The organism is Wolbachia endosymbiont (group B) of Xanthorhoe designata, from assembly GCF_964028585.1.
Lineage (GTDB): Bacteria > Pseudomonadota > Alphaproteobacteria > Rickettsiales > Anaplasmataceae > Wolbachia.
This window is the reverse complement of record NZ_OZ034794.1, coordinates 111,659-134,566: the sequence shown is the minus strand read 5'-3', so window position 1 is coordinate 134,566 and position 22,908 is coordinate 111,659. Positions and strand designations below refer to the sequence as shown.

Sequence of the window (22,908 nt, the reverse complement as noted above, 5' to 3'; positions counted from 1 at the left end):
ATTTAAAACATAATATATAAAATTATGAAGATATTCAATAGGACGGCTGTTAATTACTGGATATCTTTAGTTTTTGCATATAACATTTTAATATCAAATATAGATTCAAGTTAATGTTTCTGAGAGTATTTAAAAATATATTCTTGTTTTTAGTAAGTGTATTATTTGTCTGCCCTATACTATCGTTAATATCGATTCTATTTACAGAATCAGCAAACTCTGGATGGGTAATTAGTAGACTTTTTCCTGAATATATACTCAATACGTTGATTTTGATGGTAGGAGTAGGGTTAATATCCTTTATATTTGGAGTAATTCCAGCTTGGCTTACTACATTTTTTTCGTTTCCCGGAAGTAGAATTTTTGAGATTGCCTTATTCTTTCCGATATCAATTCCTGGATATATAGTATCGTTTGTTTATGTAAACACGTTAGAGTTTTCAGGTCCAATTCAGAGCTTGTTAAGAGATACTTTTCAATTGAGCAAAGGTAACTATTGGTTTCCCGAGATCAAATCCCTAGGTGGTGGAATATTAGTAATGGGATTTAGTCTATATCCATACGTTTATATGTTGGTCCGCTCAAGTCTAAAGAGCGTTAGTAACTCAGTCACTATTGCATCAACACTTGGGTTCTCCTCATTACAGAGTCTGTTTTCTGTCATCATACCCTCCATACGTCCATCAATTATAGCTGGGTTATCCTTGGTACTAATGGAAGTAATTACAGATTTCGGCACACCACAGTTTCTTGCTATCGATACTTTCACGACAGGAATATACCGTACTTGGTTTTTATTGCATGACAAATATTCAACTACTGTTTTGGCAGTTGCAGAACTGATTTTCGTTGCAATACTAATAGTTATCGAGAAAAAACTACAAAAAAGAGAAATATCTTACTCTTCAATCAATACTAATGCAGATTATCACAATAAACGTAGTATAAACGGTTCTATATCGTTGATCTTTTCTTATCTTATGTGTTTATTGCCGATATTAATAGGCTTTATTTTACCAATGATTCCACTTATATATTGGAGCATAGAGAAAGGCTTTTTCATATACGAAGCAAGATTTTATAATATAATAACAAACAGTATTAGTTTATCATTTATTACCGCGCTAATCTCGATCAGCATTGCAATAATTATTGGATATACAGCACGTAAAAATAAGGTAATAAGCAATATAGCACGTCTCATTTCTCTTGGATATGCAATTCCAAATGCAATTATTGCAATTAGCATAATAATGTTTTTAAGCAGAATATCTTCTTTCATTACTCAATATATTGTAGAAATTAGCTTGGTAGGAACTATTGGCGCATTAGTTTACTCATATTTATTTCGTTTTTTTGCTATATCTTTCAAGGCGATAGAGTCGGGACTCAAAAAAACACCAAATGAAATTGAATGGACTGCATATACTATGGGTCATGGGCCTATTTCCACGTGCCTGAATATTCATATTCCCCTTATCAAGAAAAGCATACTATCGGGATTTCTGCTCGTGTTTATGGATACGGTAAAAGAACTCACGGCAACACTAATTATCAGACCATTTAATTTTGAAACTATATCAACTAGAGTATATGAACTTGTCAGCGATGAGCGTTACAGAGAAGCTGCCCCATTTTCGTTAATGATAGTTATTATAGGTTTAACCTCTACAATAATCTTATTCACACTTGATGATAAGAATCAAAAATAAACTATTTTGCATCTGTTCAGCAGAGTAACAAAATAAGATAGACGAAAAAAGACAACTATAGAAGCAAATGGTCAGTGCTTTCGTGTTTATCAACTTAGTTGGATCTCAGTATCAGCTACTCGGATGACATTATGGAAGCTCAAATGATAAAACAAGAAGCATTGGTTTCAGATGCACTTGAACAAATACACTATCTTGACGATCAATGAGGTCTAGTGTTAACGTATGGACTGTCTAAAGAAAAGGGTGGTACCATAACATCAAAGGTTTTTATGCTCTCTTCGTTCAGAAATTCATATTTACCCTGCATTATTCCTGATGGTGTATTTAAGTATGTTCCACTTGTATATTTGAATACCTCTCCAGATTTTATTACAGGTTGTTCTCCGATAACACCAACTCCGGCAATTTCATTTATTTTACCCTTATGATCTATTATTCGCCAATAGCGACTTAATAATTGAATAGTTGATGAGCTTTTGTTTTTTATCTTAACATTATACATCCATACGTAACAATTTTCATAAGGAATGGATTGCTCTTCAATATAAATTGGCAAAACTGTAACTTCAACAGAATTAGTAATAAGTGTGTATTTCATGGTCATCGTAAAGTGTTCATGATAAAAATTTAACACACTTCAATTATACACTTTTTTCATAGATTTTCCAAGCATATTATCGTACTCTAACTAGGAAATATTAATCTACATGATGAACAAAACAGATCCACTGGATAAAAAAGTGATAGGAATAATAGGAAGTGGGCAATTAGGTAAAATGACTGCTATCGCTGCAATAAAACTTGGGCACAAAACGCATATTTTTGCCAGTGCTAAAAACGATCCAGCTTGTTCTATTGCTGATGATTTAACAATAGCAGACTTCTGTGATAAGAGGGCACTTGAATCTTTTGCACAGAGTGTGGATTTAGTCACTATTGAATCTGAAAATATTCCATGTAGTGCAATTGATATTGTGTCGCAGCATACAGATTTTTATCCAGGCAAAAAGGCGTTACACATTTCGCAAAATAGGCTGAGAGAGAAAGATTTTATTAGAGATTTAAGCATAAAAACTGCTGATTACAAAAGTATACAAAATTATAATCAGCTACTAGAAAGTAGTGAAACTTTTAGCTATCCAGTGAGGCTAAAAACAACAGAAATGGGTTATGATGGAAAAGGACAATATGTGATTGAAAATGATTCTGAACTGAAGCAATTTGCTTCCTTCGATTGGAATAAAGAGTACATTCTTGAAGCAAGTGTTGATTTACTGAAAGAGGTTTCAATAGTCGTTGCAAGAGATAAAAACGGTAAAGTAGCTTTTTTTCCTATAGCAGAGAATCACCACGTTGACGGAATACTTAATACTTCAATAGCACCAGCTAAAATAGATAATAAATTAGCCCAAGAGGTACAAAAAACTGCAGAGAAAATAGCAACTGCGCTTGATGTAGTAGGAATTCTAGCTATTGAATTTTTCATCACTCAAAATCATGAATTACTAGTTAATGAACTGGCCCCAAGACCCCACAATTCTTGCCACTGGAGCTTGGATGCATGCAACGTTAGTCAATTCGAGCAGCTAGTTAGGATAATATGCGGGCTATCTATGCAGGAAGTAGTATTACGCTTTCCTTGCATGACAAAAAATATAATAGGTAATGATATATATAATTCTCACAAATATTTGAGCAATGAAAAAGCTAGTTTAACCATATATGGGAAAAAAGAGGTTAGGGACAAGCGTAAAATGGGACATGTCAATATAGATTTAAGTTATTGAGCTATAAATGCTCTTTGATCAAGATCTCCAAGATCTGCACTATATTTAGTGCTGCACCTTTGCGTAGATTATCAGCTACTATCCACATATTTAATCCGTGTTTAACGGTATCGTCTTGTCTAATACGCGATATGTATACGGCATCCTCTTGCACAACATCAATCTGAGTCATATATCCACCATCTTCGCGCTTATCTTGCACTAAAACTCCATCGTCTTCACTGAGCATTTCACGAGCTTCTTCTTCAGTTATATGCTGATCAAATTCTACATTTACTGCTATAGCATGACCAACAAGAACAGGTACTCGGACACAAGTTGCAGTTACTTTTATATCCTCTTCTAAAATTTTTTTTGCCTCCTCTTGCATTTTCCACTCCTCTTTTGTAGAACCATCTTCCATGAACTCTCCTATATGAGGAATGCAATTAAATGCTATTTGCTTAGGAAATATTTCAGGTTTTTTAGCTTCATTCATAAAGATTTTTTTTGTCTGATTGTAAAGCTCATCCATTGCTGCTTTACCTACACCAGAAGTTGATTGATAAGTTGAAGCAACGATTCTCTTTATTTTTGCTTTTTGGTGTAATAAATGTAATGCCAGCAACATTTGTATTGTAGTACAGTTTGGATTAGATATTATGTTATGGTTTTTATATTCCGTAATTTTATCTTTGTTGATCTCTGGAATAACTAGTGGCACGCCTTCTTTCATCCTAAAATAGGAAGTGTTATCTATCACAACGCACCCAGCCTCAGTTGCAATTGGTACGTATCTCTGAGAAACATGAGATTCTGCACAGAAAATGGCTATATTAGTTCCAACGAAGTCATAATCCTCAAGACATAAAACTGTTAACTCTTTGTCACCAAAACTCACCTTTTTTCCCTTTGATTTTTTCGATGCAAAAGCAACAACAGAGTCTATTGAAATTTTTCCTTCGTCTTGAAACTCGGCAAGCGTGCTTAATACCTCACGCCCTACTCTTCCTGTTGCTCCAATAACAGCAATTTTATATCCCATATAGATAAACCTCTGACTTTAAAGCTATATTATATTTTTACTGATAAAATTTACAATTACTTTAATATTTTTACCTTGCAATTAACCATAATTTAGTTATAATTATAAGATACTAGTAATATTGCATGGTAGAATGAAATGAGTAAAAAACATGATGACACTAAGGTCAAACCTGCAGTATCTGAATTTCAAAAGCCTGAAAAAGTCAATAGATTAGAGATTCAAAATGTTCTTTCGAAAAAAAGCAAGCCAGCGATAAATTTTGATGATAAAAAGTATGGTGTGAAAATTTCTAAGATAGACCAGCATCTTTCAAACAAGAAGCAAGAATCTTTTGGATTAAGAGATTTTTTAAGTTCAATACCAATAATAGGAAGATTTTTAGTGAAAATTTTCACGCCTGAAAAAGAAGAGTATAAAAAACTGCAATCGCAAATAGGTCTTTCTAATAAAGCAAAAAATGAGATCTACATAGATAATAAACGCACAGAAGAAGTAGGTAGTAAACTTGAGAATGGTAATATTGAACAAGTAGATAAAGAGAAAAAAAATCTTGGCCCATAAATATCAACCATTTAAAGGGTATCTCTCATTACTGAATTTGTTGCACAGAAGTTTTGCGATACCAAAATAAATAAATAGGCATGCCACTTACAGTGAACAGGCTCGAAATCAGCAGGGTGCTTACAGGGGTTTCTAATATCACCCAACAACAAAAGGTTGTTGCTATACCACCAATTAAAAGCTTATAACAACTCCTCTCCTGTATAACAACCTTTAGAAAGGCAAAACAGCACGCAAGATAAACGAACAAAAATGAAATTACAGAAAAGTCAATAATCAACGTAATCTGCTGGGCAAAATTGTTGTTTGAAGTGAGAATTAGTAAAATTGCAGTTCCAATTGAACTAACTGTTATTCCCAAAAAAGGAGAGCCATGCTTGTTCCTTTTAGAAAAGAATTTTGGCATTAGTCTATCTTCTGCAAGACCAAAAGCAACTTGTCCACTAGATAAAACCCAAGCGTTTAGACTGCCAACACAAAAAATGAATGCAACTATAGAAACAATTAAATGCCAATTACCAGAAAACATAATTTTTATCGCATCAACATATGGTGCTCTTGAACTTGCTAAATTGTTGCCATTGATCAATCCCATAATCGCAAAATTGTTGATAAAATATATAATAGCAACGCAAATTGTGCCAAGCACTACAGCTTTTGGTATAGTTTTAGCTGGATTATCAACTGACCCTGCAGGTGCTGTTGCCAATTCAAGTCCAATAAAACACCATAGAGTAAGGAGTGTAGAGCGGGCAAGAATTTGCGATATTGTAAGACTTAATATTTCTTCACTTATGATAAAATTATTTCTATCGAAAAAAAACAACGCTGCTACAGGTATTGCAAGCAATACAGCAACCTTCACAATCGTGAGCAGAAACTCAACGTGCCCTGCAGCAGCTATTCCCCTTAAATTTATTAATGTAATGATTGTAAATAACAACAGCTCTAAAAATAAACGCATACTTTTGATATCTTCATGGAAAAATGGTGTAAGATAGCCAACACCCACAACTATTAAAGCTGTTGTACTAACCCATGAGATTACCCAATATGTCCAACCAACAAAGAACGCTGCAGCAGGACCAAAAGTATGTTTCACATAAACGTGAGGACCTCCTGTTTCTGGAAACTTTGCACATAACGTAGCAAAAACTAGCGCAAGAGACACAGCACCAGCTCCTGATATCATCCAGCTTATAAGGCTATAAGCGCCATATGGAGCAAGGCTAATTGGAAGCATAAAAACCCCAGAGCCGATCTGACTACTAATGACTAAAGCAAAAACAGCCCAAAAACCTATTTTATTTGACACAATACCTCTTAATTCTATTAATGTAAGCCAGTAGTATAGCTTAAGAATTTTAGCAAATAAAAAATTTAAGTTAAGTTTTTAGTTTATGATACCAAAGTAGATAAATAAGTGTTCCGCTTAAAGGGAATAGACTTGATATTAACAATGTTTTTATAGAAGTCTCGTATATTATCCAACAGCAAAAAGATACAGCCACACCTCCAATTAAAAATTTGCAGTAGCTTTTGTCTTGTATATTAACTTTGAGAAAAGCAAGGCTACATGCTAAGTAGATAAACAAAAATGACACCACAGAGATATCAATTATTGAAGTTACTTGCTCAGCAAAACTTTTGTTTGACGTTAGGATAAGTAAAACTAACACCCCCAAAGTACTTAGTATTATTCCCCATAATGGAGCATCATGCTTATTTTTTTTGCCAAAAAATTGCGGCATTAACTTGTCTTTTGCAAGGCCTAAGGTGACCTGTCCATCAGCTAAAAACCAAGCATTTAAATTACTTACAGAAACGATAAAGGCAACAACAGAAATAATTAAATGCCAATTACCTGGAAACATAATTTTTATCGCATCAACATATGGTGCTTTTGAACTAGCTAGGTCATTACCACTTATCAATCCCATAATTGAAAGACTATTGATGAAATATATCACAGCAACACAGACTGTTCCAAGCACTATAGCCCTTGGTATTGTTTTAGAGGGATTATTGACAGATCCTGCAGGTGCCGTTGCTGATTCAAGCCCAATAAAACACCATAAAGTAAGGAGCGTAGAACGAGCAAGAGTTTGCGATATTGTAAAGTTTGATACTTCCTCACTTACAATAAAATTATTTCTATCAAAGAAAAATAGCCCTGCTATGGGTATTGCAAGAAGTGCGATAATTTTAACAATGGTCAGAAGAAGCTCAACATACCCAGCAGTAGTTACCCCTCTTAAGTTTATTAGCATGATAGCTAAAATTAATGTTATTTCTAAAAGCAAACGTATATCTTGTATATCATTATGAAAAAGCGGAGCTAAATAACCGATACTTGCAATTGTCACAGCTGTTGAACTAACCCATGAGCTTAGCCAATATGTCCAGCCAACAAAAAAAGCTGCTGTAGAGCCAAAGGCATGTTTCACATAAATATGAGGACCACCCGTTTCTGGAAATTTTGCACACAATGCAGCAAAAACTAAAGCAAGAGATATAGCGCCAAATCCTGATATCACCCAGCTTATGAGGCTATAAGCGCCATAAGGTGCAAGGCTAATTGGAAGCATAAAAATTCCAGAGCCAATTTGGCTACTAATCACCAAGGCAAAAATAGCAAAAAAGCCTATTTTATTTGACACGACAATGTTTAATTTTTATCTGAATAATTAACAATATAGTTGAAGCTCAGAAATTTCAATTGGTCTTTAAAAAATTTGCATTTTTTTAGTTTAAGCATATAATTAAAAGTATATTAATAGATTATTAAGAGGTAGCATGAATCCAAGGTTAAAAGCTTTTTTGATTATTTGTAGTTTTATTTTATTCTTACCTTTTATTTATCATTATTTAAGTCTTTTCGTTAACTATATCCTTGATCCAATTCTAGTTCGTCCTTGTAATGACTTAATTCGTAATCTTTATACCTACTTATCTACAAGTACCTCTAGTCCTGCATTAGCGTTCTTTGCTACAGGTTTTATTGTTATCGCTGCATTTATTTGCCTGAATAAAATGCTCCTGCCTTTGCAAGAGAAAATCATAAACAACTATAACTCATTTAAAAATGACAACATTGATAGTAATAACACGTTATTTGAGATTTATAATGATCCGACAATAAAACTAAAGGACAAAATCTTATTTTTCAATATACACTTAATATATTATCTACAGCTTCCATTTTTGTACGTTGCATCAAAAATATCAGCTCTACGTGGATTTCTTATATTCAATTTTGGTTTATTATTGTTAAATTATACACTGCTAATTCCAGTAGCACTTCTCGAATTAATAAAGTACCCATTGGTAAAGCTTTTTTCACCTTTGGGTTTGAATGTAAAGCAACTTAGCTTCTTGTTTAATGTAAGTGATGTAGGCACTGGCAGTCAGAGTGTCCATAATAGAAGTTTTCAGCAAAGCGTTATTGAGTGTGCCAAAAAATTAAAGGAAGAACATGGTACTCCGTCAAATGAGCTGGATGAAGAGTTTAAAAGTTATATAAGCGGGTTGACAAATCAGCAGAAAGAATTGATAGCACCTTATTTGAAGCTAGATAATTATAGAGAAGGAGAGTGGGTAAGGTGGGTAGATTCCAAAACCGGACTGACATTAACACAAGCCATAAATTTAGTTTTAATTGCAGCAAGAAAACAAAATGCAGATGTAGAGCTATTGAAATCTGTATTGCTGGTTCGTTTTGAGGAAAGTAATCGCCAGTGTGGTCCTGGAATGCTTAATCGTATCATTTATGCATTAAGTGGCCTTGAAGCAGAAAATAATTTTGCAGCTCAACTAGAACCTCAGATAACAGGAGGGTTGGCAGGTAATTCTACTAAAAGATTTCTTGAGCAATCTGTAGATAAGCACTACTTTAAAATCAAGATTTTAAAAGAAAATTTTGATGACTTATATTCACCGGGTTCTGGAGTGGATTTGAGCAATGCAAATGATGAAGTAAAGGATGGGATTTCTCATATGAGAAGTGCTATAAAAGAATTTGTATTTAAAGAGTTATATGTGAAGTTTTATAATGACTATGGAGAACATATTCGAAGAGGGCAAATAAAACAAAGGCTGAGAGAATTAATAACAGATGAAGTCATAGATGCAGCAATATTTGGTAAGATAGATGAGGTAGCAATACCTGAAAAACCATCTACTTATCTTGAAAAGATGAAAGCATTTTTTGCAGGGCATACAAGATTCTCTACTACTTAGAGCTCTGAGACTTGCCTAAGCTTTGATTGTGAGTTAGGCGTGAAGCTAAAAGGATTGGTGTTTATGGTTAACTCACAGCAAGCTAAGCAGCAGTAACCTGGCAGCACTTCTAATTTTTCCTTATTGATTTGTAGCAGATTCTTTGTTAAAGTCCATGGTTATGAAAAGAAACTTAAAATCTCATCAGTATACTTTGATGGATGAGTATTGAATATGATAATACTGATAACAAATGATGACGGCTTTGAAAGTGAAGGAATAAGATTACTCAAAGAGATTGCACATAGTTTTGCATCAGAAATATGGATAGTGGCACCAGATACTGATAGGAGTGGAGCTGCAAGATCTCTTAATTATCCAGTGAAGCAATCTATTAAAATAAATCGGCATAGTGAAAGAGAGTTTAGTGTATCTGGTACTCCCGCAGATTGTGTCATTATCGCGTTAAATAAAATTATGAATAAAAAACCAGACTTAATATTATCTGGAGTAAATATTGGATCAAATGTCGGCGATGATATTTGTTATTCAGGCACAATCGGTGCTGCAATGGAAGGTGCTGCAAGATCTATACCTTCTATTGCGCTGAGCCAAGTTTATCATGATAAAATAGACTGGAACAATACAAAAGTTTTTGCACCAAAGGTTATCAGCAAGCTAATGAAAGTTGGTTGGCCTAAAGATATAGTGATGAATATAAATTTTCCTGCTACAGAAAAAGTGAAAGGGGTCGAATTTGCTGAACAAGGTGAATATAACATTGATGGTGATTTAACTTTTACTGAAAACTTGAATGGTTCTTTGAGCTTAAATTGGTCTCGGGAACACTCAGGCAGTGGTAGTGTAGATAAAATAAAAGGAGGTTTTATTACTATTACACCGATAAAATTAGATTTTACAGATTATGATATATTAAATGCTATGAAAAATTCTTGTGCAGAGGAATTTTCTTCTATAGCTAATACTCCTATTGCTTCTGATTAGATATTTTCTACGATTTTATCGCGAGCAATCATTTTTTCTTCACCCGTGTCCATGTTTTTAATTTTTAAAATTTTACTGCTTAGCTCTTCATCACCAAAGATTAATACAACTTTTGCATTTGCTTGATTTGCTTTTTTCATGCGGGTTTTTAGAGTTCCACTATATTCGTAAATCACATATAAACCATTTCTGCGTAATTCACTTGCAAGTGTTAGAGCATGTTCTTCAGCTTCTCCACCGATTGGAATTAGGTAAATAGGTCGCTCTTCTTTCGGAGAATAATTGATTAACTCCATTATGCGTTCAATACCTCCTGCAAATCCTATCGCTGGAGTGTGTTTTCCACCTACTGAAGATACTAGATTATCGTATCTTCCACCGGCAAAAACTGCTCCTTGTGCACCTAAATCTTCTGTGACAAATTCAAATACTGTGTGACAATAATAGTCTAGACCTCGAACTAATTTGCTATTTACAGTGTAAGGTATGCCAAGAGCTTGCAGTCCATTTAACACCTGGTCAAAGAAATATGAAGATTCTTTTGTATAATAATCACTGATTTTTGGTGCGTCAGAGATTATTTCTTTATCTGTCTTATCCTTAGAGTCTAGTATTCTGAGTGGGTTTTTAATCAATCTATTTTGACTATCTTCTGATAGGTCATTTTGAAACTTTTTTAAATACGATATCAAAGCTTCTCTATACTTACTTGTTGTTTCACTATCACCCAAAGAGTTGATTTCCAGTCTTACATTCTCATTGATGCCAAATTCAGTTAACAAATGCTGAGCGAGTGATATCAATTCAATATCAGCTTTTGGATTTTCTATACCAAAAACCTCAAAATTTATCTGATGAAATTGTCTTTGTCGTCCTTTTTGTGGTCTTTCATAGCGAAATGCAGGTCCTGTTGAGAATAATTTTATCGGTGTTTGCAGTTTTTTTTCAATAAGTAGCCTGACAATCGCTGCTGTGAATTCAGGACGTAGAGTTATGCTCTTTCCTCCTTTATCAATAAAAGTATACATCTCTTTATTTATGATATCTGAACTATCACCTAAAGTCTTCGTAAAGACTTCTGTGTATTCAAATATCGGAGTTTGAACAGGTAAAAAGCCGTATAAACTTGAGATTCTATTTGCTGTTTGCTCTATGTATTTAAATTTATACCATTCATCAAACAGAAGATCTTTCGTTCCTTTAACTGTTTGATTAGTCATAGCATAGTCTCTATACCTGAAACTTCTGGTATGTGATAGCTTAGCATATTCTGCACTCCTTGTTTTAAGGTAATTGCAGCACTTGGGCACCCAGAGCAAGCTCCTTGCAGTTCAACGTAAACTATTCCGTCTTTATAGCCACGGAACTTGATATCACCACCATCTTGAGCAACTGCAGGTTTAATATAACTTTCCATCAATTCTTTTATTCTATTTACAATTTCTATATCATTTTCATTAAAGAATTCTTCCTCTAGCATTTTATTATCACTTACTCCTTCTTTATCAAATGCTTTTCCACCAGAAGTAAAGTGATCCATAATTGTAGTTAAAATTTCCACCTTTACTATATCCCAATTCATTCTATCTGATTTTGTTACCGAAATAAAATCATGACCAAAAAATACTCTTACAACATGTTCTATTTGAAAAAGATTTACTGCTAATTTAGAGTTCTTTATTTCATCTGCATTTGAAAAATCAGCTGTTTCTCCTTCGCTCAGAATTTCAAAACCAGGAAGAAATTTTAGCGTGTTTGGGTTTGGTGTTTCTTCAATCTGGATAAACATGTTATTTACCATGACAATTATAATTGTTACTATTTAATCATAAAATGATAAAAAAATATACATGTCATTCATCTTCTTCCTTTTTTTGATATTCACAATAATCACGTTTGTTTTACCTAGCGTTGTTGTATTCTTTCTCTTTTTGGCAAAGAGAAATAACATAAGTTTTATGATGAACTCTATATTAAGTAAGTTTTTGAACGAATTTAACAGCAGTAAAAGTTACACCAAAAATTACACTGGTGATAATATGTCCAAAGATGAAGCATTAAAAATACTAGGGCTGAATTCCGAGGCAAGCCAAAATGAAATCAATCAGGCATACCAAAATTTAATGAAACTGGTCCATCCAGACAAGGGAGGATCGGAATATTTTGCACAAAAGTTAAACGCAGCACGTGATAAGTTGATGAAGACCTAATTTTAACCATTGTTTTCTCTGTAAATTTTGCTTGTACATATTAAGTTGCATGATATAAAACCGGAAACATTATTCTTTAGGAGGTATTTGATGAAAAAACTTGAGAGATTTAGAAAGAATTTATTTGCGGCTATAGATGAGCTTAATATTAATAAAGTTAAAAGATATGTTAAAAAGGCAAGATATATAAATAAAGAAAAAGAGATTATTAATGGTAAAAAAGATGGTATGGCACCTATACATCTTACTGTTTATAGAGGTAGCTTAGAGATAGTGCGGTTTTTGCTTAAAAATAATGCTAATATTAATGCTGTTAGTGATGGATGTCTTGTTCCTTGCTCGTACGTTACTGCCATGAATAGCAAAGCAGAAATAAAAGAAATGATATATCATTGTACTAGTAGTACCACTTCCCAAGTAATGCAAGGTTTTACAGCTTTACACTTAGCCTTTTTTTTATTGTCGATTAGATATCGCGAATCTTCTGCTCAATAATAATACTATTAATATTAATATTAAAAATGCAAATGGCAAAACGGCATTTGAGGTTATCCCAGGTTATGAAAGTCTTTGCAGTGATGGCTGTGACATAGGAAAAATATTCTTAGCTGTGTTAAGATTTCATAAAAATAATTGTACAGAACTATTACTTTCTGCTAGAATTAATACTAAATTAGAGTTAGAAGCTGGTGATACTCCAAATCCTGCACCAAGCAGTGCAGTAAAACCTTTTTCTTTTATTAATAGTATATTTAGTTGGGTAACCACTGCCACACTCAGCAGTGCTCCTGCTTTACCTCCTGCACAGCAATCTGTTGATCACTTGGCTGTTAGCCCAATTGGTTCTTCACAAGTTGATTTTAATGCAACAGCTCTACTAGTTGATGTAGTGGTCAAAAAGTTCACAGGGAAAAAGTATTCAAGGCTATTGGACAATCCACCTCTGACAAGACTTGATATTATAGAAAAAAAACTCGAGACGGCAATTAGTAGTTGTGAAAAACGTTATCAATGTCCTCGAAGTTCATTTAGCGATTCAACAATATCTAGGTTTTTATCATCACAGTCCCTCTAAATCAGTTAAAATAAGCACTCAAATTTAAGTGCTTATTTTTCTATCCCTTATTTCCTCTTCTAAAGCAGATTGCTTCTTATTAAGAGCAAAAAAATTTGAATAAGGAAGCTCAGCATGTCTTGTACGAAAGTTAAAATGATAGGTTGTTGGAAGACCTAATTCTTCACTATTGAAATTTTTTCCTGTAAATTTCAATTGCACATACTAAATTGTGTGATATAAAGCCAAGGATGTTGTACTTTAGTAGGTATTTGATGGAAAGACAAAAAATAATTGAGACATTTGGGGAAAAATTAGCTTCTGCTATAGGCAAAGGTGATTTTCAAAAAGTTAAAGAGTGTATTGAAGAGATAGAGCATAAACAAATAAAAAATGAGGTTTTGAATTATGAAAAATACTATATGAAACCTATACATCATGCTACTCTCTCCGGTAATTTAAAGATATTACGGTTTTTATGTAAAAACGGTGCTGATGTTAATACTACTATTAGTAATCGATATTTGAGTACTCCCTTGCACATCGCTGCTAGACATAACAGACTAGAAATAGCAAAGTTTTTACTTGATAGTTGTGCTAACATCAATGCTAAAAATTATCAAGGCTGTACACCTTTGTACTTAGCATCTAACGATTGTCATTTAAATATGGTAAAACTCCTACTCTGTAGAGGTGCTGATGCTAGTATTCAAAGTCGTTACGGCAAAACAGCATTAGATGTTGTTGGAGATGCTAGAAAAGATGAATGTAGTAGTAGTGAAATTCAAAAAATAGAATCTGTATTGAGCAATGCTACTGAAGCTGACTGTGAAGCAGAATTAACTTCTATAAAAGCAGGTATTAAAGACGCTAACGACAGCACAGATTTTGTAAGTAGTGCAGCGAGTCTTCAATTATTCCCTACCAAAGCAATTAAGATAGAATTGGAAGTTAGTAATACCAAAAACTTGGCAAGTAGCACAGTGAACTCTTCCTCCACTCCTACCAGAGCAGATTTTAAAGAAGCTAGCAGCATCACAAGCGGCGCAGTAAAACCTTCTTCTTTTATTAATAGTATATTTAGTTGGGTAACCACTGCCACACTCAGCAGTGCTCCTGCTTTACCTCCTGCACAGCAATCTGTTGATCACTTGGCTGTTAGCCCTATTGGTTCTTCACAAATTGACTATAATGGAATAGCTACGCTAATTGCTATGGCAGTAAATTATATTAAAGGAAAACAATATTTAAGGCCACTGGACAATCCACCTCTGACAAGAATTGATATTATAGACAAAAAAGTCGAGATGGCACTTAGTGAGTGTAAAAAACGTTATCAGTGTCCTGAAAGTTCACTCAGCAGCTTAAAAATATCTAAAGGCATGCATCACATGTCCTTTTAAATCAGTTAAAATAAGCACTCAAGCTTGAGTGCTTATTTTCGTATAATCCTCTTTAAGTTTAAGCTCTTATATGTTGGGAATAAGCTGCTACGCAATTTAAGTAAACTAAGGAGGTTTATGGTGTTTTGTACAAAAACTAAATGTAGCACGTGATGAAATAACAATCTCTTGCGTTGTAAAATTTTTTTAATTTTACATATAAATTCCACTAGCATATGCCCAAATTATGTGGTATAAGGGCAAAAATTTTATCCTTTAGGAGGGTTGTGGTTACAAAAACAGAAGTTAAAAAATGGAGAGATGGGTTACGTTCTGCAGTAAAGGAACGTGATTTTCAAAAAGCTGAGGAGTATATTAGAGAAGGAAAGACACATACTACTAATGTTATTAACTCTAAAGATAGAAATGGTAACTCACCTTTATCGATTGCTGTTAGTAAACAAGATTTAGAAATGATGAGGTTTTTAATTGAGAATGGTGCAGATGTTAATATTGAGGACTTTTTTCGTGTGCCTCCTATATACTATGCTGTTACAAAGGGCACCAAAGAAATGATAGAGCTTCTAATCGATAAAAAGGCTAGCATTAGTGGTTATTTTTCATATGCTGGTGAAAGACGTACTCTTATAGGCTGGGCTATAGATAAAAATAGTTCGGAAAAAGTAGAGGTCCTACTTAAGCATGGTGCTAGTCCAGATGGCAAATTTGATTTTAATGATTCTTCGCAAGATTCGTGTCTACATATTGCCACTCAGAAAGATTACCAAAAAATAGTAGAGCTTCTTATTGAATATCATGCTGACGTCAATGTTCAAAACAGACGGGGGCACACACCTATATATTTGGCTATTAGTTTAAAACGTCCAAAAATAATGAAGCTGTTATACGATAGTGGTGCTGATATTGATAATGTTAAGGATATAAGGAACGAGACACCATCAGATTATGTTAAGTTATTTTATCCCGGTAAAACGATAAAAGAGATTGTTGCAGAAGCAGAGAGTGCCAATGTAAATCCAGGTGATACTACTCTTGCACCAAGTAGTGCAGTAAGACCTTCTTCTTTTATTAATAGTGTATTTAGTTGGATGGGAACTTCAACAACTGCTGCACTCAGTAGCTTATTTCAGAGTGCCCCTGCTTTACCTCCTGCACAGCAATCTATTGCACATTCAACTGGAAGCTCAATTGGTTCTTCACAAGTTGATTGTAATGGAGCAATTCTGCTAACTGCTATAGCAATCAGTAAATTCACAGGGGAAAGATATTCAATGCCACTGGATAATTCGCTTTTGACATTGGAGCAAATTAAAGAAAGAAAAGTTAGTGCTATAGAAAGAAATGTCAAGATGGCACTTAGTAATTGTGAAAAACTTTATCAATGTCCTGAAAGCTTACTGAGCAACTTAACAATATCTAAAGGCGTGCGTCATCAAAAGCCCCTCTAAATCAGTTAAAATAAGCACTCAAACTTGAGTGCTTATTTTTGAAATCTATTCTTTAAATTCAAACTTTTTATTGTACGTTGTAGGTAAGTTGTTACAATAAAATAAGTTAAGATGAAAAAGCTTTAAGTTATGGAAGATGATAGCAAAAAAGAAATAATAGAAGAAAAAGGTATATTTGGTTGGATAGAGTATAGGCTGCCCATATTTTCTTTTCTAAAACATACTGCTTCTTATCAGGTACCAAAAAATTTAAATTATGCTTGGAATTTTGGTTCTTTAGCTGGTATAGCGCTGATTTTACAAATAATAACAGGTATATTTCTTGCTATGCACTATACTCCGCATGTTGATCATGCATTTAATAGTGTGGAGCGTATAATGCGTGACGTAAGTTATGGATGGCTGATACGTTATACTCATGCTGTTGGGGCATCACTCTTCTTTATGGTGGTCTATGTTCATATCATGCGTGGATTATATTACGGATCTTATAAGAGACCGCGAGAAATGGTGTGGTTTGTTGGCATATTTATATTTTTTGCGATGATGGCAACTGCCTTTATGGGGTATGTTCTTCCATGGGGACAAATGAGCTTTTGGGGTGCAACAGTTATAACTAACTTATTTTCAGCCATACCTTTAATTGGCAATAAAGTAGTTATATGGTTGTGGGGTGGTTTTTCCGTTGATAACCCAACACTCAATCGTTTTTTTGCACTGCATTATCTTCTGCCTTTCATTATTATTGCTTTAGCTATGTTGCATGTTATTGCTCTACACAGATTTGGCTCTGGTAATCCAAGTGGAGTGGAGGTGAAATCAAGTAAGGATACTATTCCACTATATCCTTATTATATAGCAAAGGACTGCATAACTTTTGGCCTGTTTTTTATAGCTTTGTTTGCATTTGTTTTCTATGCTCCTAATTATCTTGGGCACCCTGATAATTATATAGAAGCTGATTTTATGGTAACTCCAGTACATATAGTACCAGAATGGTATTTTTTACCTTTTTATGCGATGTTGCGTTCAATTCCAAATAAACTTATTGGTGTACTTACCATGTTTGGATCTATTTTAGTGTGGTTTCTTTTGCCTTGGCTTGATAAATCAAAGGTTAAAAGTGGCGCTTACCGTCCATTGTTTAAGAAATTTTTTTGGGTTTTTGCAGTAAATTTTGCATTTCTTGCTTGGCTTGGAGGTCAGGAAGTTAAAGAGCCTTACATTACTTTAAGTAGGCTTTCAACTCTTTATTATTTCTCATATTTTGTGATAATTTTACCTTTACTGAGTAAGTATGAGAAACCAAAAAAATTACCAAAAACCACAAGTGATTCTGCGCCGGAGATGAAGTAATGCTGGTTAAAAATATATTTGCTGTATTTTGTGCATTATTTCTTGCTAATTATGTATGTGCGGAAGAATTCACGCCATCACCAAATAAGAAGATGGACTGGAGTTTTGATGGAATTACTGGATCTTTCGATAGAGAGTCAATTCAGCGTGGCTATAAAGTATACAAGGAAGTCTGTGCTGCTTGCCATTCAATGAATAGAATAGCGTTCCGTAATTTGCAAGATGTTGGTTTTTCTGAAGAGGACGTAAAACAAATTGCAGCCTCTTATCAAGTTAAAGATGGTCCGAATGATTTGGGTGAAATGTTTGATAGACCTGGAATACCATCAGATTATTTTATTGCACCTTTTGATACGAAAGAAGCAGCTGCAGCAAGCAACAATGGTGCAATTCCACCAGACTTATCACTCATTATCAAAGCAAGGCACGATGGTGCAAACTACGTCTATTCACTTTTGATAGGCTATCAAAACGGCGAGCAGGATGAGAAAGGTTTATATTTTAATCCATATTTTTCAACAGGCAGGTTAGCTATGGCACCACCACTCTCTGAAGGAATGGTAGAATATGATGGTGCAAGACAAGCCACAGTTGAAAATATGGCATATGACGTGGTAAATTTTTTACAATGGGCAGCGGAGCCAGAACTGGAGCGCCGACATAAACTTGGGCTAAAAATAGTGACATATTTTATAATTTTGACGGTATTTTTTGTTCTCACTAACAATAGAGTTTGGAGCCAACTCTATAAAAAAGGAAAATAGAACTTCATTTACGCTCGTTTTTATACCTTACTCATAATATCATGTGTATTATGTAATGATAAACATATTATGAAAGTATAGGGATTATGGCATTTCAAATAGTTACAAATTTTCAGCCAGCTGGGGATCAACCACAAGCAATAGATAGTTTAGTTGAAGGACTAAATAACAAAAAAAGAGATCAGGTTTTACTTGGAGTAACTGGCTCTGGAAAAACTTTTACTATGGCAAATGTTATTGCAAGAACAAACAGGCCTGCGTTAATTATGGCACATAATAAAACTTTAGCGGCGCAGCTTTACGAGGAAATGAGAGGATTTTTCCCCCACAATGCTGTTGGATATTTCATTTCTTATTATGATTATCATCAGCCTGAGGCTTATTCGCCACAAACAGACACTTATATTGAAAAAGACTCTTTAATAAATGAAAGAATTGATATGCTACGCTATTCTGCTATATGCTCTCTTTTGGAGCGTAGGGACACGATTGTAGTTGCGAGTGTTTCTTGTATATATGGTCTTGGTTCGCCTGAGAGCTATCTCAGCATGACCTTGACTTTAAGTGCTGGAGATAAGATTCATGTTAATGACTTTCTGAATAATTTAGTTAATCTCCAATATAAACGTTCTGATGTCAGATTTGAGCGAGGATATTTCAGAGTGCGCGGCGACATTATTGATATATTTCCCGCCTATTATGAAAATAAAGCTTGGCGTTTATCATTGTTTGGTGATGAAATAGAGGAAATTTCTGAGATTGATGCCATGAACGGCAATATTATCAGACGTATAGATAAAGTCACCATTTTTCCAAACAGCTATTACACTACATCACGTGAGACTCTTTTGCAAGCAGTTCAGTTGATTAAAAAAGAACTACATGAACGCTTGGATTATTACTATTCACAGAACAAAATTGTTGAAGCAAAACGCCTTGAGCAGCGTACTAATTTTGATATTGAAATGATGATGGCAACGGGAGTGTGTAAAGGTATTGAAAATTATTCGCGTTATCTTTACGGAATGAAAGCCGGAGATCCACCGCCTACTTTATTTGAATATTTACCTAAAGATGTAATTTTATTTGTTGATGAAAGCCATGTAACCGTTCCCCAGATAGGTGCAATGTATAGCGGTAATGAAGCACGTAAAAAGAAATTGATAGATTATGGTTTTAGGCTACCTTCTGCTTTTGATAACCGTCCATTAAAATCGGAAGAGTGGGAGGCAATACGGCCACAGACTATTTACGTTTCGGCTACTCCAGGAAAATATGAATTAGAAAAGACAAATCACGCATTTATAGAGCAAGTTATCCGCCCAACAGGACTGACAGATCCCATCTGCACCATAAAACCAACAGAGAGTCAGGTTGATGATGTGATTCATGAGGCACAAGTGACGATAAAAAAAGGGTTTTGTATTCTAATTACCACATTGACAAAAAAAATGGCTGAAAAGCTAGCTGAGCATATGAGTGAGCTCAGTATGAAAGTAACTTACCTACATTCAGATATTGGTGCACTGGAAAGAATTGAAATTATATGCAAATTAAGATCTAAAGAAATAGATGTTCTTGTTGGCGTTAACTTGTTGCGGGAAGGTCTTGATATTCCCGAGTGTGGGTTGGTTGCAATTTTGGATGCTGACAAAGAAGGTTTTTTACGATCAGAGACTTCGCTCATTCAAACGATAGGTCGTGCTGCACGCAACGTTGAAGGCAGAGTAATTTTATATGCAGACAAAATTACTAATTCTATGGATCGTGCACTGAAAGAAACTGAAAGGAGAAGAAAGAAACAGACAGAGCATAATACACTGCATAATATTGTACCAAAAACTATAATAAAGCCTATATCAAATACTTTACAGGAAAAAGTGGTAATTGAGAATTTTAGTCAGGATGATCTAAACAGTTTGAAAAAGCAAATGTTGAAGCATGCTGAAAATTTAGAGTTTGAAGAGGCGGCAAAAATAAAAGGTATTATTGAAAGATTTAATAATAGGCCCGTTGCATAACTAGAAAAAAGATAAATAATTAATAGTTAAGCTGACTTTGATTTACCAAAGATTTGAAAAACTATTATCTAAGAACATATCTTGAAAGGACTTAAGTGGTTAAATATTAAAGAGTTCTTGAAGTAAGGAGAGCACACTCATACGTCAAGCAAACAACGTTTACCTAAAATTCCGTGACATTAGCAGCTTCCTTGGCCCGTTTTCAGTAAACAGTGATTTTGTAATTCTTCTATATATTAGAAAAATTTTTATTTTAATTAGCGTTAAACCATAGGCGCCTATTGTTTTTTAGCTAAAGTAAAGGTCAAGTATCTGGAATTCTGGACATAAAATCCCCCTGTGTAAAAAAGATTAGAAAAAAGTGCAGCGCACATACGACAGAGATTAAACATGCACTAAAGAAGATACGCTACGCCTTTTGATTAAAAATTTGACTGAACAGTCTGCAGACAAAGATAGATTTTGAGCTCTTAAAATATCTCTAACTGTGATTATAATTAGATTTAAAATATATGGAAGCAATTTTTTACGTTAATATTTTAAATTAGGCCTCTTGCATAACTATATTAAAGGTTAGCACCAGCAACTACTCCTCATTATATATTTTATCGCATTAATAATTGTTATGTTTTTGCTCTCCCTATTGCTCCTTGTGCAACATTTGGCCTTGTCACTTATATCACTTGTTACCCTCCTATTTCTTGCTTTATTCTTTTTTTTCCTTTCAAGACACGTTCTGAGTGGCAAAACATAGGTCCACTTTAATGTGTATTAAACAAGATTTTATAACTCTAATTGTCTTTGCTTGTGCTGTTCAACTGTGACATCAACCATTACATTCAATGGAAGATGATCTGAAGGGTATCTCTCTTGTTGGAATTATATCATCTTTACCCAGGCCTTTCACCGTACGCTGTATACTCCTTTATAACAGGGGATAAAAAGCAAAAATCTATTCTTTTTTTGAGATCATATACAGATTCTAACAATTAAAATCTCACAACAAATTTGTTGTTTCATGGCTTTTATATAATCTATAATTGCAACTGTTTTAACATTAATCAGAGCCTAAAAGAGGCTTGTTATTAATGGATTACTTATAAAATCTTATGGAAAGTAGAGCTTGGTTCATTTGGCTGATCAGCAACTTAATTGTTATATTCAGCAATATGCAGATAATCTACACCTTTATAAGTGTGAATCTTGAAAAAGAACTTGGGCTCACGATTGCGCAAGTTGCACTAGCTAATTCAGCATATACTTGGACTTTTGCTATCTCACAATTTTTTAGTGGGGCAATGTTTAATGTTTTTTCCAGCAAAAAAATTTATTTTTTCTCGTTGTCGATTATGATCTTTGGATTTTTTATCCTTATTAGTAGTGACAGTTTTGTCCATCTAATTTTATCTCAATTCTTGATTGCAATTGGAGCATCGTTTGGTTTTATTGGCGCCGCTCATATAAGTAGCACATACTTTCCCCTCACCCAATTTGGACTGATGTTCTCATTAGTGCAGACAATTTCAAGTCTTTCCGCTTTGATGATTCAAATGTTGTTCTCTAGCTTTCTTTCTGAAGGTGCAGATTGGAAGAATCTGATTGTATGCGTAATATTATTTGGCGTGTCAATATTTGTGCTTATGTTTTTTTATCCGAAAGGATTTTCAAAAAAAAGTTTGGGGGGATACACAATAAAAAGCTCTCTAAAAACAGTAGTATGCTCTGTACTAACGGTGCTAAAATTAAGAGATATCTGGATAACCTCAATAGTGGGTGCTATTACTTTTGGAACATTTTTAGCGCTTAATATGTTGTGGGCACCAAGGTTGCTAATCAACTTAGAGCTCAATACAACGGAGTCAGGTGTGGCAACTGCGATATTATGGCTTGGTCTTGCAGTTGGTGCTCCAATTGCAGATCTAATCTCAAATCTATTTAAAAATAGAAGGCACATAATCTCTGCTTTTGCTCTATTGCAAGGTATTTCAGTTATTATTTTACTATACGGCCATTTAACAGTTCATATCGTATACTTTTGTATGTTAATGTTTGGTTTTTTTGCAGGAGGACACATGCTTAATTTTACTGTTGGCAGTGAGATTGTGGAGCAGAAGTATATTAGCACATCATCATCCGTTATCAATGGGTTTATGTTTGTTATGAGTGGAATTTTAGTGTCAATTTTAGCGCTTTTTTCAGATCATCAAATGGTGCTTTTCACAATATTTGCAATGTTAACATTTGCTAGTATTTTTAATTATGCTACAAAAGAAACATACTATAAAAATAAAGTAGCTGAATCTTGAGTCGATTGTTATATTATATTAACATACTGTAAT

19 protein-coding genes and 1 pseudogene are annotated in these 22,908 nt (G+C 34.1%); 13 read left to right on the top strand and 7 right to left on the bottom strand.

Annotated elements, in window-relative coordinates:
- Positions 1–113: 113 nt before the first annotated feature.
- The gene (locus tag ABWU64_RS00650) at positions 114–1,712 is read left to right on the top strand and encodes an ABC transporter permease (RefSeq protein WP_341815537.1); all 1,599 of its coding nucleotides are present in this window, start codon (positions 114–116) and stop codon (positions 1,710–1,712) included.
- Between the two features lie 202 nt (positions 1,713–1,914).
- Here ABWU64_RS00650 and apaG read toward each other — a convergent pair whose 3' ends face one another.
- Positions 1,915–2,319, bottom strand: coding sequence for a Co2+/Mg2+ efflux protein ApaG (gene apaG / locus ABWU64_RS00645; RefSeq protein WP_010402892.1), 405 nt, complete (start codon positions 2,317–2,319; stop codon positions 1,915–1,917).
- A 106-nt stretch (positions 2,320–2,425) separates the two neighbouring features.
- Between apaG and ABWU64_RS00640 the strand changes: the two genes are divergently transcribed.
- The gene (locus ABWU64_RS00640) at positions 2,426–3,502 is read left to right on the top strand and encodes a 5-(carboxyamino)imidazole ribonucleotide synthase (protein ID WP_135353027.1); all 1,077 of its coding nucleotides are present in this window, start codon (positions 2,426–2,428) and stop codon (positions 3,500–3,502) included.
- A 1-nt stretch (position 3,503) separates the two neighbouring features.
- Here ABWU64_RS00640 and ABWU64_RS00635 read toward each other — a convergent pair whose 3' ends face one another.
- Positions 3,504–4,526, bottom strand: coding sequence for an aspartate-semialdehyde dehydrogenase (locus ABWU64_RS00635; RefSeq protein ID WP_015587973.1), 1,023 nt, complete (start codon positions 4,524–4,526; stop codon positions 3,504–3,506).
- 138 nt (positions 4,527–4,664) lie between these two features.
- Here ABWU64_RS00635 and ABWU64_RS00630 point away from each other — a divergent pair, with 138 nt between their 5' ends.
- Entirely contained in the window at positions 4,665–5,090 is a 426-nt protein-coding gene (locus ABWU64_RS00630; RefSeq protein ID WP_015587974.1) for a hypothetical protein, read from the top strand.
- 28 nt (positions 5,091–5,118) lie between these two features.
- Here the strand turns inward: ABWU64_RS00630 and ABWU64_RS00625 are convergent, their stop codons facing one another.
- Positions 5,119–6,405 carry an APC family permease gene (locus ABWU64_RS00625; protein ID WP_353279640.1) on the bottom strand — a complete coding sequence of 429 codons (1,287 nt, stop codon included), beginning with the start codon at positions 6,403–6,405 and terminating at the stop codon, positions 5,119–5,121.
- Positions 6,406–6,475: 70 nt separating this feature from the next.
- On the bottom strand, positions 6,476–7,750 hold the full coding sequence (locus ABWU64_RS00620; RefSeq protein WP_341815539.1) for an APC family permease: 1,275 nt from the start codon (positions 7,748–7,750) through the stop codon (positions 6,476–6,478).
- 136 nt (positions 7,751–7,886) lie between these two features.
- On the opposite strand from ABWU64_RS00620, the gene ABWU64_RS00615 reads away from it, so the two are divergent.
- A complete protein-coding gene (locus ABWU64_RS00615; protein WP_353279639.1) occupies positions 7,887–9,329 on the top strand; it encodes a hypothetical protein in 1,443 nt (480 codons plus the stop codon).
- Between the two features lie 213 nt (positions 9,330–9,542).
- Entirely contained in the window at positions 9,543–10,313 is a 771-nt protein-coding gene (gene surE / locus ABWU64_RS00610; protein WP_353279638.1) for a 5'/3'-nucleotidase SurE, read from the top strand.
- Here the strand turns inward: surE and hisS are convergent.
- Both hisS and ABWU64_RS00600 read right to left on the bottom strand, forming a co-directional pair.
- Positions 10,310–11,533 carry a histidine--tRNA ligase gene (gene hisS / locus ABWU64_RS00605; RefSeq protein ID WP_341815540.1) on the bottom strand — a complete coding sequence of 408 codons (1,224 nt, stop codon included), beginning with the start codon at positions 11,531–11,533 and terminating at the stop codon, positions 10,310–10,312. The genes surE and hisS overlap by 4 nt on opposite strands.
- On the bottom strand, positions 11,530–12,102 hold the full coding sequence (locus ABWU64_RS00600; RefSeq protein ID WP_006015115.1) for a NifU family protein: 573 nt from the start codon (positions 12,100–12,102) through the stop codon (positions 11,530–11,532). The genes hisS and ABWU64_RS00600 overlap by 4 nt, the downstream gene beginning before the upstream one ends.
- Positions 12,103–12,271: 169 nt before the next feature.
- Here ABWU64_RS00600 and ABWU64_RS00595 point away from each other — a divergent pair, with 169 nt between their 5' ends.
- A complete protein-coding gene (locus ABWU64_RS00595) occupies positions 12,272–12,523 on the top strand; it encodes a J domain-containing protein (RefSeq protein ID WP_225416266.1) in 252 nt (83 codons plus the stop codon).
- A 90-nt stretch (positions 12,524–12,613) separates the two neighbouring features.
- Positions 12,614–13,598: pseudogene (locus ABWU64_RS00590) on the top strand (hypothetical protein).
- Between the two features lie 24 nt (positions 13,599–13,622).
- Here ABWU64_RS00590 and ABWU64_RS00585 read toward each other — a convergent pair.
- A complete protein-coding gene (locus tag ABWU64_RS00585) occupies positions 13,623–13,799 on the bottom strand; it encodes a hypothetical protein (RefSeq protein WP_157072273.1) in 177 nt (58 codons plus the stop codon).
- A 53-nt stretch (positions 13,800–13,852) separates the two neighbouring features.
- On the opposite strand from ABWU64_RS00585, the gene ABWU64_RS00580 reads away from it, so the two are divergent.
- The 6 genes from ABWU64_RS00580 (at position 13,853) to ABWU64_RS00555 (ending at position 22,875) form a co-directional block, all read left to right on the top strand.
- Positions 13,853–14,980 (top strand): ankyrin repeat domain-containing protein, encoded by a 1,128-nt coding sequence (locus ABWU64_RS00580; RefSeq protein WP_353279637.1) that lies wholly within the window; start codon positions 13,853–13,855, stop codon positions 14,978–14,980.
- A 266-nt stretch (positions 14,981–15,246) separates the two neighbouring features.
- Entirely contained in the window at positions 15,247–16,428 is a 1,182-nt protein-coding gene (locus ABWU64_RS00575; protein ID WP_353274437.1) for an ankyrin repeat domain-containing protein, read from the top strand.
- Between the two features lie 129 nt (positions 16,429–16,557).
- A complete protein-coding gene (locus ABWU64_RS00570; RefSeq protein ID WP_353279635.1) occupies positions 16,558–17,784 on the top strand; it encodes a cytochrome b in 1,227 nt (408 codons plus the stop codon).
- Complete coding sequence (locus tag ABWU64_RS00565) at positions 17,784–18,548, top strand: cytochrome c1 (protein ID WP_341815545.1); 765 nt, start codon at positions 17,784–17,786, stop codon at positions 18,546–18,548. The genes ABWU64_RS00570 and ABWU64_RS00565 overlap by 1 nt, the downstream gene beginning before the upstream one ends.
- 86 nt (positions 18,549–18,634) lie before the next feature.
- A complete protein-coding gene (uvrB, locus tag ABWU64_RS00560) occupies positions 18,635–20,569 on the top strand; it encodes an excinuclease ABC subunit UvrB (RefSeq protein ID WP_353279634.1) in 1,935 nt (644 codons plus the stop codon).
- 1,109 nt (positions 20,570–21,678) lie between these two features.
- A complete protein-coding gene (locus ABWU64_RS00555) occupies positions 21,679–22,875 on the top strand; it encodes an MFS transporter (protein WP_135352970.1) in 1,197 nt (398 codons plus the stop codon).
- The last annotated feature ends 33 nt before the right edge of the window (positions 22,876–22,908 follow it).

Bases quoted from the DNA above. Each gene is read 5' to 3' on its own strand.
- ABWU64_RS00630 (WP_015587974.1), top strand. From the start codon at position 4,665: ATGAGTAAAAAACATGATGACACTAAGGTCAAACCTGCAGTATCTGAA.
- ABWU64_RS00595 (WP_225416266.1), top strand. From the start codon at position 12,272: ATGATGAACTCTATATTAAGTAAGTTTTTGAACGAATTTAACAGCAGT.
- ABWU64_RS00640 (WP_135353027.1), top strand. From the start codon at position 2,426: ATGAACAAAACAGATCCACTGGATAAAAAAGTGATAGGAATAATAGGA.
- ABWU64_RS00580 (WP_353279637.1), top strand. From the start codon at position 13,853: ATGGAAAGACAAAAAATAATTGAGACATTTGGGGAAAAATTAGCTTCT.
- ABWU64_RS00635 (WP_015587973.1), bottom strand. From the start codon at position 4,526: ATGGGATATAAAATTGCTGTTATTGGAGCAACAGGAAGAGTAGGGCGT.
- ABWU64_RS00555 (WP_135352970.1), top strand. From the start codon at position 21,679: ATGGAAAGTAGAGCTTGGTTCATTTGGCTGATCAGCAACTTAATTGTT.
- ABWU64_RS00600 (WP_006015115.1), bottom strand. From the start codon at position 12,102: ATGTTTATCCAGATTGAAGAAACACCAAACCCAAACACGCTAAAATTT.
- ABWU64_RS00615 (WP_353279639.1), top strand. From the start codon at position 7,887: ATGAATCCAAGGTTAAAAGCTTTTTTGATTATTTGTAGTTTTATTTTA.
- ABWU64_RS00650 (WP_341815537.1), top strand. From the start codon at position 114: ATGTTTCTGAGAGTATTTAAAAATATATTCTTGTTTTTAGTAAGTGTA.
- apaG (WP_010402892.1), bottom strand. From the start codon at position 2,319: ATGACCATGAAATACACACTTATTACTAATTCTGTTGAAGTTACAGTT.
- hisS (WP_341815540.1), bottom strand. From the start codon at position 11,533: ATGACTAATCAAACAGTTAAAGGAACGAAAGATCTTCTGTTTGATGAA.
- surE (WP_353279638.1), top strand. From the start codon at position 9,543: ATGATAATACTGATAACAAATGATGACGGCTTTGAAAGTGAAGGAATA.
- ABWU64_RS00565 (WP_341815545.1), top strand. From the start codon at position 17,784: ATGCTGGTTAAAAATATATTTGCTGTATTTTGTGCATTATTTCTTGCT.
- uvrB (WP_353279634.1), top strand. From the start codon at position 18,635: ATGGCATTTCAAATAGTTACAAATTTTCAGCCAGCTGGGGATCAACCA.
- ABWU64_RS00570 (WP_353279635.1), top strand. From the start codon at position 16,558: ATGGAAGATGATAGCAAAAAAGAAATAATAGAAGAAAAAGGTATATTT.